Genomic DNA, 12,717 nt, shown 5'->3' on the forward strand with positions numbered 1-12,717 from the left:
TTCCTCCACTATAACTATTTTATTATATTATCTATTAATGATTTACCGTTAACATCAGAAACTATTACTTTTTTGCCAAAATATTTTTCTATATCTTTTACTTTAACATCATCTAAAAATATAGATTCATCAGATTTTAACATACTCTTTGGAATTAAAATACTATCTCCTAGTTCCTTATTATCTAGCTGTTTAATAATATCCTGCCCTGTTATTAGACCTGAAACAGTAATTGTCTCTCCAAAAAAATTATTTTTTATTGGATATACTTGAATTTTAAGCTTTGAGATTCTATCTGTCAATTTTTTTGCTAATTCCTTCATAAATTCTGCTGCTGATACTCCCGTAACAATATTAACTGTTTTATCTATTTCCAACCCCTTTGGAAGGGATAATAGATATTCATCAAATTCTTTTTCTAATTTTCTAATTAATCCAACACCATTTTCTATTTGTGGAAAACCTTCATAATCTTCATATCTTGGCAGAAATTCTTTTGCAATAATATAAAATTCATCAGATAAATACACAAAATTAGTACCTATTTTCTCTTTTAATTTTTCTTGCCATTTACTAACTTGTGTAATTACTTTATATGCCTTTTCCTTATTAAATATTTTTAAAGGATATAAGTTTTCTCTAAATTTTGTTAGTCCTACCGGAACTACTGCAAGGCTGTGTAAATTAGGATATAGGGGATACAAATCCTTTATTGTATTATCCAATTCTACTGAATCATTTACATCGGGACATAGTACAATTTGACCATTTATCAATATCCTATTCTCTGTTAATTTTCTAATTCTTTTGAGAATATTGCCAGCATTCTTATTATTTAACATTTCTCTTCTAAGCTCTGGATTAGTAGTATGTATTGACACATTAATTGGACTTATATTATATTCAATAATTCTATCAATATCATTATCACTTAGATTAGTTAGGGTTAAAAAATTGCCTTGTAAAAATGACAATCTGGAATCATCATCTTTAAAATAAAGACTTTCTCGCATATGGGGAGGTAGTTGGTCAATAAAACAAAAAATACATTTATTCTTACATGATTTTGCCTTATCTAAAATAGGATTATTAAACTCTATACCTAAATCTTCATCATATTCCTTGTCAATTTCTAATATCCAAATTTCACCATTACTTTTTTCAATTTCAATCTCCAAATAATTATCGGATATTAAAAATAGATAATCAATAATATCAGTTACTTTTTTTTCATTTATGCTTATAAGAATATCCCCTTGCTCTATACCCATTTCTTCAGCTATACTATTTTCTTCAACATTTGCAACTATATTCTTATATTTCTCTTTTTTCATTCAAACACCTGCTTTAATAATACTCTTTTATTTATATGAAATTGCCATATAGTGAAATACACTAAAATATAAATTCTTAAATTAACTCGTTGTGCTAGTTTATATATCGGAATTTTTAATATTTCCTTTTCGTTCATGCTATAAACCTGTTAAAGGTAGACTTTTTTGAAACACATGACGGAAATTATATTCATTTATAATTTATTAAGATTATAATTTCCTATGTGTTATAAAAATCACTCAAATGAAATATTAAAAATCCCTAAGTTATATTTAAAAGCAAAAAAATTCATTTACTAGCACAACAGGTTAAATTAAATTTTAACTATAGAATTTTATCTTTATATTCTTGTTTTATTATAATGGAAGTTCTAGAATAGTCAAGATGTATAAAACCATAAAAGATAATATAACACCCTTTTAGTTTTAAATTATATATTCTAAGATTTATATTATTTTTGTGCTTTAAGGCTTATAACTCAACTCTATCAATACTTAAATATATATCTTTTTATCATATTTCAATGTCTTACTATTGCATATACTCCATTACGCAAATCATGAACCATTCCCATAGTTATTTTTGCAATCAATAATGCAGTTTCTTCCTGTTTTTCTTTATTTTCCACAAAAAATATCGGTGCAGATGAAGATACAACATTTCTATTTAATGAAACCAGAGCAATAATATCATCTTTTATCCCAAAATCCATAACAATCTCCCTTCATTACAATTCTTTTAAGTATTTCCCCCTTGGTTTTCTTCTACAGGTTTCTAATACAGGGGTCTTTTTAACTACATCGATTAACAAACCTTCATCGGGCTCCATAGCAACTAAAGCCATTACTAAATTTCCATTGTGAGGATTTCTTCTTGCCAAAGGAGTAAAATCGGGCTCATCTATGTCCTTTCTAATCCCCAGTTGAGTTGCTGCCTGATGCTGTATAGCCTGTCTTTGTCCAATATTAGATAAAGTGGCACTGGCACTTGGGTCCTTTGGCACAATTTCAACAGCAATTCCTCTTTCTTTATATATTTCTCTAGAGCCCTTTAATCCAATATTCATTATTATCACATCGTTAACCATAAGAAGTGGTCCATCAAAACTTATTTCTCCAGGCTTTATTTCAGCAATTTCCTCAATTAATTGCCTTGTTAAAAATTTCTTAAGAACAGCCATGGTAATAAATCCAATAATAACACCTATTATAATCTGTATACTTCTACTTCCCTTTAGTATTCTTGACATATTTATAGCTAAGCTTGTAAATAGAGAAGTTATCATAACCATATAGTTACGGGCTTCAAAGGCCTTTGCAATATCTTCTATATAAGCTGTTCCTCTAGGCACTAATTCAGTTGGCTCTATATTATCAAGACTTTGTCTTTCCATATTTCTTACATCTCTAAATTGCTGAGCTGCCAAAGATAAAAAGGTAACGGCTGAAAATTCCTTTGTGGCCAATGCAGGTATTGCCACTGCACCAAGGGAAGCAGCTATTAATCCTAAAGTAATATGAGCTAAAAATCCCTGAGGATAGCTTGGATATTGTCTATGATCAATTTTCATCATATAAGCCCGGGCAAAAACTCCCATTATAATAGATACAATTATTGAGATTATGTAATTTTCCATTTAATCTCTCCTTTCTTTTATCCTTCAAACAATCCTAAGCTATTTAATATTTTTCCTCAGTATCATATTAAATATTAAAAAAGATAACCAAAACTTTGGTTATCTTTTTTAATATAGATGTTCCAGCAAAACAATTAATTTATACATATCAAAATTTCCTAACAAACAGCAGATATTTTGAAATAAATTCTAATAATTATCACATATCCCATATTTCCTCTTTACTTGTTGATATTCCAATTGCACCGGCTTTCAAACTTTGAATTACGTCTTCTTTATCCATTATTAAACCACCTGCTATAATTGGAATTTTAGTTGCATTATGTATAATGTTTGTAACTTTTGGCATAATACCGGGCATTATTTCAACTGCATCGGGATTAGTAGATCTTATGGATCTTATGCCTGTTTCCAAGGATAAGGAATCTAACATAAATAGTCTCTGGATGGTTAGCAGCCCCATTCCCTTTGCATGCTTTATCAAATTGCTCTTTGTAGTAATTATACCATCAGGCTTTATATTATCATTAATATATTTAAGTGAAATAATATCTCTAGAAAAGCCATCTAATAAATCTATATGAATGTATATACTTTTATTCTTTTCTTTGATTTTACTAACTATATCCTTAAGATTAAAAATACTACCTGTTAGCAAAAAAATAATTTCACAAGGAGATTCTATAGCTTTTTCAAGCTTTTCAATGTCACTTACAGCTGCAATAATTGGATTTAAATATATCTTATCAAAAAAAGCATCTCCCAAATCTCTCACCTCTCAATAAGTAAAACCATTATATATAAATAATTTTTTATATTAACTGAAGTATAGCCGCCATTCTTCCAGTTTGACCATTTCCAGCCCTATAAGAAAAGAAAATATCATTATTGCATTTTGTACATATATTACTTATAGTTATATTTTGAGAAGGTACTCCTACTTCAACTAATGATTTTTTATTTAAATTCCATAAATCTAAAAAGTATTTTCCATTTCCTTTATCTTCAAAAAACTCATCTGCATTCTCATAGTTACTTTTAAATATATCAATTACATAATCATCTACTTCATAACAACATTTACCTATAGACGGCCCAATTCCAATAATGCAATCCCTTGGATCAGTGTTGAAATCACAGATCATGCGTTTGATAACCTTTCCAGCAATTTTTTTTACTGTTCCTCTCCAGCCTCCATGGGCTAGAGCAATAATCTTTCTTTTTTTATCCAGTATAAATATGGGAACACAATCAGCGTATAGAGTAACCAAAGAAATATTCGGCTTATCCGTAATTAATGCATCTATTTCACTAAACTTAGAATCATATAATATTCCATTGCCTTTATGCTCCTCATCTACTAATAATATTTTATCCTTATGAACCTGATCAGAAACAACTAAATTATTAATATCTATTTCTAGCGTTTTGCATATTATCTCATAGTTTGTTAATATATTACTTTTATTATCAAATGTCTTAATACCTAAATTCATAGAGTTATAGGGTGGCCTGCTAACCCCTCCCATTCTTGTTGTAAAGCAATGTTTAACTAAACCTGATTCATCAAATGAAGGGATTTTAAAATACAATACTTTATTTTCCTTATATTTTTGAAATTTCCATTTTTTCATACCTATATCACCTTTAGGAAATTATTTTCTCTCCTTTAATAATTTATTCAATTCATCCATAAATGTATTTATATCTTTAAAATGTCTATAAACCGATGCAAATCTAACATAAGCAACGTCATCAATTTCCTTTAATGAATTCATGACTAACTCACCAATATATTCAGATGGAATTTCCTTTTCCATACTATTATTAAGATGTCTTTCTATTTCATCCGCTGTTTTTTCAATTAATTGCATAGATACTGGTCTTTTTTCACATGCTCTAATCATACCATTAATAACTTTATTTCTATTAAAAGATTGTCTATTACCATCTTTTTTTACTATTACAATAGGTATTTCTTCAACTTTTTCATATGTAGTAAACCTTTTTTTACAATTTAGACACTCTCTTCTTCTTCTTATCGCTTGTCCTTCATCAGTAGGTCTAGAATCTACTACCTTTGTTTCATAATGGGAGCAATATGGACAATTCATTAAAATACCTCCTAACTAAATTTAATAAAATTATATAATATTTTTGAGCTTTAGTCTATGGATAGCTCACTACTTGTGGAGGTACAAATCAAAAATTATTTTGAACTATCATCATCTTTTTCTTTCTCATCTAACTTAAAATTGTCAAGCAAAAAATTAACATTACTATTCTTATTTTCTTTTTCTTTATAATAGGGAGAATCCTTTAATTCAACTAGTATTATATCTTGACCTACTTTCACTATCCTTTTCCAAGGTATGACATAATCATCTTCCCGCATAAATATTTTTAGAAATTTTCCTTCCTTTGGTACTATAATAGCTTCCACTCTATTTTTTTCTATATTTATTTCAAAATCATATATAAAACCTATCCGACTACCATCTACTACATTTATAACTTCTTTCATTCTTAAATCTGCTGTAGTAATCATAAAAACACCTCTCTTTAAATTTATATTAAATTTAATCTTAGACATGCTTATCCATATATATAATAAATATTAATTAAATTTAATTATATTCATCATTTTTTACCTTATTTAAAATTCAACTTAAAAAAGACTCTAAAAAGAGTCTTTAATATACTTTTGCATATGCTTGAGTGCAGTTTTCTCTAGCCTTGAAACCTGAGCCTGAGATATACCTATTTCTTCTGCCACTTCCATCTGAGTTTTACCTTTAAAAAACCTAAGGCTAAGTATTAATTTTTCTCTATCATTAAGCTTTCTTAACCCTTCTCTTAACGCAATTCCTTCAATCCAACTTTCATCCACACTTTTTTCATCACTAACCTGATCCATAACAAAAATAGCATCGCCACTATCTTGGTATATAGGCTCAAATAATGAAATTGGATCTTGAATTGCATCTAAGGCAAATACCACATCTTCATTTGATAAATTCAGTTCCTTTGATATTTCAGCAATAGTAGGTTCCTTTGAATTTTTATTGATCAACTGATCCCTCACTTGTAAAGCTTTGTATGCCTTGTCCCTCAAGGATCTACTTACTCTAATTGAATTATTATCTCTTAAGTATCTTCTAATTTCTCCAATAATCATTGGTACTGCATAGGTTGAAAATTTAACATTTTGGCTTAAATCAAAATTGTCAATGGCCTTTATTAATCCTATGCATCCTACTTGAAATAAGTCATCAACATATTCTCCTCTATTGTTAAAGCGTTGAATAACACTTAAAACTAATCTTAAATTCCCTCTTATAAACTTTTCACGGGCCTTTGTATCTCCATTATGTATTAAGGGGAATAATTTACGCATTTCCTTGTTTGTTAGTACAGGTAACTTCGAAGTGTTAACTCCACATATTTCAACTTTGTTGTTATACATTAAGTCATGCCCTCCTATTCAAGAATTCCCCCTTTCATAAAAAAATTATTGCCTAAAAAGAGCTATTTAATACTTAATAAACTTTATATTAACATGGAATTAATTACCATATAATTCTATAATTTTTATACCCTTTATGAACTCTAGGTTTCAGCTTTATATAAAAAAATAGCGAGTTAATATTTCCCGCTATTTTAAATCATTCTATTAATTTCTTTCTTTAATCTAAATATTATTCTCTTTTCAAGTCTAGAGATATAAGACTGAGAAATGCCTAACATATCAGCCACTTCCTTTTGTGTTTTTTCTTCTCCATTTGATAGCCCAAATCTTAAATCCATTATTTTCTTTTCTCTTTGAGATAATTTCCTTAAAGCGATCTTTAGAAGCTCTCTATCTATCTCTTCTTCTAGATTTTTATAAATTAAATCATTCTCTGTACCTAGAATATCTGATAGTAATAGTTCATTTCCATCCCAATCAATATTAAGTGGTTCATCAATAGAAATTTCAGATTTAATCTTATTATTTCTTCTTAAGAACATAAGAATTTCATTTTCTATACATCTTGAAGCATATGTAGCAAGTTTTATTTTTTTATATGGATCAAAGGTATTTACTGCTTTTATTAGTCCAATAGTTCCTATTGATATTAAATCTTCAACTCCTATGGCTGTATTTTCAAATTTTCTAGCTATATAAACAACTAACCTAAGATTACGTTCTATAAGTACACTCCTAACAGACTCATCACCTTCTTGTAGTTTTGATACAAATAAAAATTCTTCATCTGAACTTAATGGAGGCGGAAGAGTTTCATTACCACCTATATAATAAATAGTATCTTCAATAAAAATATTAAGTTTTTTAATTAACCTCATGAGTTCATTTCTAATTTTTATTTTCAGCGTATTAAAATAAGACATTTGCATACCTCCTTATGATACTAAAATGTCAGGATTTAATAAAGCTTTATAATCCCCATTCTTTGATAGTCTATTTGTACTTATACCAACAATAATCCTTCTTAAATTCATTACATCCCCTTTAATTTTCAATTTTACACTATCAGGTTTAAACCCAATTAACATTCCATTTTCCATACCTAGAGAAGTAAAAGGTATTATTCTAAATCTATTCATCCAATTAGTATTTTGAAGTATAGTTGTTATTTGATCAAGCTTATTACAATTACCATTTTTAAATATCTCTTTAACTTTTTCCGGTAACAATTCTTCAATTGCACTATACTCCACAATTATTACTGGAAATTTAGATATTGGATCCGAAAGAGAATTCCCTGTATCAATCAATGCACTAATTTCCTTCTGCTTACTATCGAATTCTATTACAATTTTTTTATATAGATTTTCTTTATTAACTTTATTTTTAATATAACCTATACTTAATACAATCAATATATAAGCCACAGCCACTGAATAAAGCAACACCCTTATACTAAAGTTATTGCTATAAAATATACCATTGCTTAATATTGAATCAAAATTAGTAAAATAGAAAAAAGCAAAAGCAGTTCCGCCAAATACAAAAGTAACTAAATAGAAAATACTTAAATATTTAAAAAAATCTCTAAATTTATGTGGCGTAAAAGATATAACAATTATTAGCATTGATATAACCAATTTCATAGAAAATGAAAAAAGAAAATGTAATGATGGAAAAAAAAATATAAAAGCATAAAGAGCTCCAACACTAGCTCCTATCATTAATTTGTAAAACCGGCCTTGGTATTTACAAAAATAGCTTGTTATATGTAGAATTAATAAATTCATTATGAAATTTTCTAAAAACAAATATTCAGCATATATCTCTAACATTTTTTCACCCCAATATGAAGATAAACAACCTTCAAGACAAATTCTAGATAAAAAATGTAAGAGTCTCGATTATTTTATAGTGAAATAATCTCAAAGACTAACTATACATTATTTAGCTACATCTAAAATTTATTCTAAATGATAGAGTTGTTTATCTATGGTAAAAAAACAATTCTACATATTATTAATTATTCAGTTTATCTATATTATATGTCTATTATATTAGTTGTCTTTTCAAAAAAATGTCATTCTGTGAAGTCGAAATAAGATTTTTATAATACAAAATTTTTATACTTGAGTAAATTGCATAATTATTTTTAATAAAAGCTGCTAGTCCGTATAGTTTTTAAATATTCAAAAAAAATAAAAATCCTGTAAAGAATACAGGATTCCTAATAAATTATATATTCAAATACTCTTTTGTTTCTTCAACTAATTCCTCCATAAGCTTATTAACTGTAGTTATTTTAGTCATTCTATAGGCATTGGTTCCTACAAAAACAAGTCCATTTTCTATATCTCCCTCAACGGACCTTATTAAAGCATCGGATATACAATATGGAGTAGTTGCTGGATCACAGGGTTTTAGACAATTGTAGCATTTTTTCACTTTAAGCCTTTTTTCTTCAATAGATCTAACAAAAGCATTTCTAATAGCTCTTCCAGGCATTCCAACAGGACTTTTAATAATCTGTATATCTTCTTCATTTGCAGAAATATATGCTTTCTTAAAGTTTATATGTGCATCACATTCTTCTGTAGCAACAAACCTTGTTGCCATCTGAACACCTGAAGCTCCAATATTTAGATACTTTGCAATGTCTTTACCTGAGTAAATTCCACCCGCTGCAATTACTGGAATATCTCTTTTATATTTTTCCATAAAGGGCTTTAAAGATTCTATTACTTCTTTAACTAAGTCGCTTAAACTTGGTGGCTTTACAGCATTTAACTGCTCCAGGGAAAATCCTAAATGGCCTCCAGCTAAAGGACCTTCTACAATCACAGCATCTGGCAGATATTTATACTTTCTATCCCAAACTTTTGCTATTATAGATGCTGCTTTACCTGAGGATACTATGGGTGCTATCTTTGTATCAGAACCTTTAATTAATTCCGGCAAGTTTTTAGGAAGTCCTGCTCCTGAAATAACTAAATCTATTTTTTCCTTTACTGCAGCTTTTACCATTTCTTTGTAATTATTAACTGCAGATAGCATATTAACTCCTAGAATACCCTTAGGGCTCAGCTTTCTTGCATTTCTAATCTCTTTAATTAGACTTCTTACATTGGCAGTATCGTTATCTGATTTAAAATCCTTTTCTTTAAATCCTATTTGAACCCCTGATATAACACCTATGCCTCCTTCATTAGCCACTGCTGATGCCAAATTTGAAAGAGAAACCCCAACACCCATTCCACCTTGAATGATTGGAACCTTTGCAACTAAATCACCTATTTTTAATGGAGGTATCTTCATATAAATTCTCTCCTTTGGAAATATATTATATTAAATTATAAATTAATATTCAAATTATATGAAATATTAGATAATATGTCAATGTAAATACTTTGCTTTACTTTTAATTATTTAATATTTCAGCAGGTATAAAATCTCATCCAAATACTATTTTGAAACTTTCTAGTTCCCATCAGCTGTATAAACTAGGATGTAATTTTTTTTTATTGAGAAGGCTTTTAGGATTAATTAACATCTTAAATCAACGACTTGCACCTTCTCTCTCAATGGTTTCACTTTTGGTATAAGGATACTGGTTTTATACATCTCGAGTAATTATATTTTTCATAACAGATATCCCTCTAATTTTATTCTTATATTCTCCTAAATAATTATACATTTTCAGCTTGTAGACAATATAGTAAGTTTAACATTGTTTTACTATAAATAAATCATAATTATATTTTTAAAAAGCAAATATATTTTAAACTTTATTTATGAATACGCAACACTAAAGATTATAATCTTTAGTGTTGTGTATTTTCACATATATGCTTTAATAAATCTTAATATGAGTATCAACCCTGATACATATATTTATCTTCAATTACTACACTCTTCTAATATCCTGCTAATAAGGGTTAACGCTTCAGCTCTGGTTATAATTTTGTTTCCTTTAAAGCTTCCGTCTTCATAGCCTTTTAATATGCTTCCTGTTTCTTTTATTGACTCTGTATATTTAGAATTTTTTATATCTGTAAAATCAACCTGAGAAACAGATTCTATATCTAAAATCTTAGATATCAAATATATTGCCTTTTCCCTTGTTAAATCTCTATTCCATTCATTATTGTTTAAAAAGTCTAGATTCTCTTCTTTAATTCCCATAGTTGCATTGGCAACTTCATAATAGCTCCAATCGGCTTTATTTAGATTTATTGAATTTAATTTTTTATCTTCTCTACCAGTTAGGAGCTTCACTTTGTTAAGCATTACTAAAAACTCTTTAGTAGATACCTTTTCATCGGGCCTGAAGGTGTTATCCTCGTATCCTTTAACAATACCCTTTGAAATAGATCTTTCTATGCTTTCATTGGCCCAGTGGTTTTGTGTATCCTTAGGCTTTTCATCTGAAGGCTTAATATCTACAACTTTAAAGTTAATATTTCTAATCTTTCCCTTTGTAAGGTCTATTACCCTTATATTAGCTATTCCTTCTTCTACTGCTTTGAATTTAAAGCTGCTATTAAATATAATATTTTTGCTGTCGCTTTCAATAATCAAGTATTTACTTTCTACATTTTCACCTTCCAGCTTTATATACTCCTTAGTATCTATCTCCTTATTCTTTAGTATTGTATATGCCACGTTATCATCTATTTTTTCTATATTGCTTCTAACATTGGAGATAGAATCTGCCACAATTACATAGAGCTTAATATTTTTACTTCCATTACTTGCTGTAATAGTACCTATTCCATTTTCATTTGCTTTAAGTACATAATCTTCTATACTTATGTTTTCATCTGTAGTCTCAAAGGTAATTTCTCTGTTTTCTCCAAATTCATCTATTAGAGCATCTTTAAATGCCAATTCTAGATTTGTCTGGCTTTTCTTTTCAACTATGATCCTTCTTTTGAAAGTATCATTATCATCTACTGCATTAAGGAGATATTGTATGGTTCTATTGTCAGTCAGGTCTTTTATACTCACAATGATATTTCCATTACCCTTTATTTTAATTTTTCCATCTTCTATGTCAGCATCACCTTGGATAATTTTAATATCTAAATCTTTAGGGTTAATATTTTCACCTAATTCATCGATTATCTTTTTTATTATCTCATCAATATCAAGGGAAGATCCTTTATCTACTTTTAGCGGATCATCGGGATTTACAGTTTCCTGTAATATTCCATTTTCATCTGTCAGTATTTCCTCGGATTGTGTCCAGTTGCCTTCGGCATCTCTTACTGTTACTGTCACTTTTGTTCCAGGATCAAAGTCTCCTACATTTGTATTTTGCCAACTTCCCTGAGCCCATTTAAGACTGGATGCAAGTAGTCTAATGTCCAGTGAGTTATCTGTACCTGCAACAAGTATTCCTTTATTAACAGTGATTCCATCTTTCACGGCTAAGGAATCTTTCCCTACTATATTAAATTTATAGGCTCTGCTGTGGAGCTTGATATTATCCTTTGCTATTACATTGACTTTGTTATTACGAACAAATATTTTTTCTATGACCGGAGCTGTTCTATCCTTTGTCATTTTTTCTATTTCTTTAAATGCTAATTCTTTATTTCCCTTTAATATGCTTATTCTCACTATATATGTTGTGCTGTCCTGGAGTTTAGGGATTTCCACCCTTTGGGGTTTATCCAGTATTTTAGTATAAACTAGCTTCATATTTTCCTTTTTTATAATATCTAGTCTATATCCATAATCTCCATTTCTGTATTTATTACTTATTCTATCGGATATATCAATGATTAGCTCTCCTTCACCACTATTAAGGTCTGTATCCCCAGGCTTTACATCGGTATCATTAATTGTGTCTATTATATCCTCCTTTATTTCTTCATCAATGTCTGGGTCAGTAATAACTATATCTTCATCTTCTACTTTATCTTTAGAACTATTTTTATCTCCTTCTATAATATCTCTTATATCATCTGGTACTTCTCCGTATATAATTTCATCCTTATCTTTTACTGCAATTTCTTTTTCTGTAATATTGCTGAATTTATCCTTCAGCAGTACTTTAAGGGTATTTGGTGCATTTACAGCTATATTATTTTCTCTATAATATTTTGTATCATCTTCATTTAAATAGATTCTACCTACTGCATCAATTTTTAATTCCTTTCCGTCTGTTCTGATTAATTCCTTTTCTATATAGGAATCTTCTTCAAATTTGAACCCGTAGGGCCTTTCGGCCAGCTTATAGTTATCTCTTCCCAGTACATATACCTTTCCATCT

At 28.7% G+C, this 12,717-nt stretch carries 12 protein-coding genes; all 12 read right to left on the reverse strand.

Features of this window, described 5'->3' with window-relative positions; all coding sequences use genetic code 11:
• Nucleotides 1-14 precede the first annotated feature (14 nt).
• Nucleotides 15-1,334, reverse strand: a complete 1,320-nt coding sequence (locus tag B5X81_RS22680; RefSeq protein ID WP_079495189.1) for a DUF512 domain-containing protein — start codon at nt 1,332-1,334, stop codon at nt 15-17.
• A gap of 521 nt (nt 1,335-1,855) precedes the next feature.
• Nucleotides 1,856-2,047: a capping complex subunit for YIEGIA gene (locus tag B5X81_RS22685; RefSeq protein WP_079495190.1), complete on the reverse strand. Its 192-nt coding sequence runs from the start codon at nt 2,045-2,047 to the stop codon at nt 1,856-1,858.
• A gap of 15 nt (nt 2,048-2,062) precedes the next feature.
• A complete protein-coding gene (locus B5X81_RS22690) occupies nt 2,063-2,971 on the reverse strand; it encodes a YIEGIA family protein (RefSeq protein WP_079495192.1) in 909 nt (302 codons plus the stop codon).
• Between the two features lie 199 nt (nt 2,972-3,170).
• Nucleotides 3,171-3,737, reverse strand: coding sequence for a glycerol-3-phosphate responsive antiterminator (locus B5X81_RS22695; RefSeq protein WP_079495193.1), 567 nt, complete (start codon nt 3,735-3,737; stop codon nt 3,171-3,173).
• 46 nt (nt 3,738-3,783) lie between these two features.
• Nucleotides 3,784-4,605, reverse strand: coding sequence for a peptidoglycan editing factor PgeF (pgeF, locus tag B5X81_RS22700; RefSeq protein WP_079495195.1), 822 nt, complete (start codon nt 4,603-4,605; stop codon nt 3,784-3,786).
• 21 nt (nt 4,606-4,626) lie between these two features.
• A complete protein-coding gene (nrdR, locus tag B5X81_RS22705; RefSeq protein WP_079495196.1) occupies nt 4,627-5,085 on the reverse strand; it encodes a transcriptional regulator NrdR in 459 nt (152 codons plus the stop codon).
• 95 nt (nt 5,086-5,180) lie between these two features.
• Entirely contained in the window at nt 5,181-5,519 is a 339-nt protein-coding gene (locus tag B5X81_RS22710; RefSeq protein ID WP_079495198.1) for a YlmC/YmxH family sporulation protein, read from the reverse strand.
• Nucleotides 5,520-5,651: 132 nt separating this feature from the next.
• A complete protein-coding gene (gene sigG, locus B5X81_RS22715; protein WP_079495200.1) occupies nt 5,652-6,437 on the reverse strand; it encodes an RNA polymerase sporulation sigma factor SigG in 786 nt (261 codons plus the stop codon).
• A 194-nt stretch (nt 6,438-6,631) separates the two neighbouring features.
• The gene (sigE, locus tag B5X81_RS22720) at nt 6,632-7,363 is read right to left on the reverse strand and encodes an RNA polymerase sporulation sigma factor SigE (RefSeq protein WP_079495201.1); all 732 of its coding nucleotides are present in this window, start codon (nt 7,361-7,363) and stop codon (nt 6,632-6,634) included.
• A gap of 12 nt (nt 7,364-7,375) precedes the next feature.
• Nucleotides 7,376-8,275 carry a sigma-E processing peptidase SpoIIGA gene (gene spoIIGA / locus B5X81_RS22725; RefSeq protein ID WP_079495203.1) on the reverse strand — a complete coding sequence of 300 codons (900 nt, stop codon included), beginning with the start codon at nt 8,273-8,275 and terminating at the stop codon, nt 7,376-7,378.
• A 400-nt stretch (nt 8,276-8,675) separates the two neighbouring features.
• Nucleotides 8,676-9,755 carry an NAD(P)H-dependent flavin oxidoreductase gene (locus B5X81_RS22730; protein WP_079495204.1) on the reverse strand — a complete coding sequence of 360 codons (1,080 nt, stop codon included), beginning with the start codon at nt 9,753-9,755 and terminating at the stop codon, nt 8,676-8,678.
• 582 nt (nt 9,756-10,337) lie between these two features.
• On the reverse strand, nt 10,338-12,717 hold a 2,380-nt coding region (locus B5X81_RS22735; RefSeq protein WP_139380441.1), incomplete at its 5' end, for an S-layer homology domain-containing protein.

The organism is Maledivibacter halophilus (genome assembly GCF_900167445.1).
GTDB classification, from domain to species: domain Bacteria; phylum Bacillota; class Clostridia; order Peptostreptococcales; family Caminicellaceae; genus Maledivibacter; species Maledivibacter halophilus.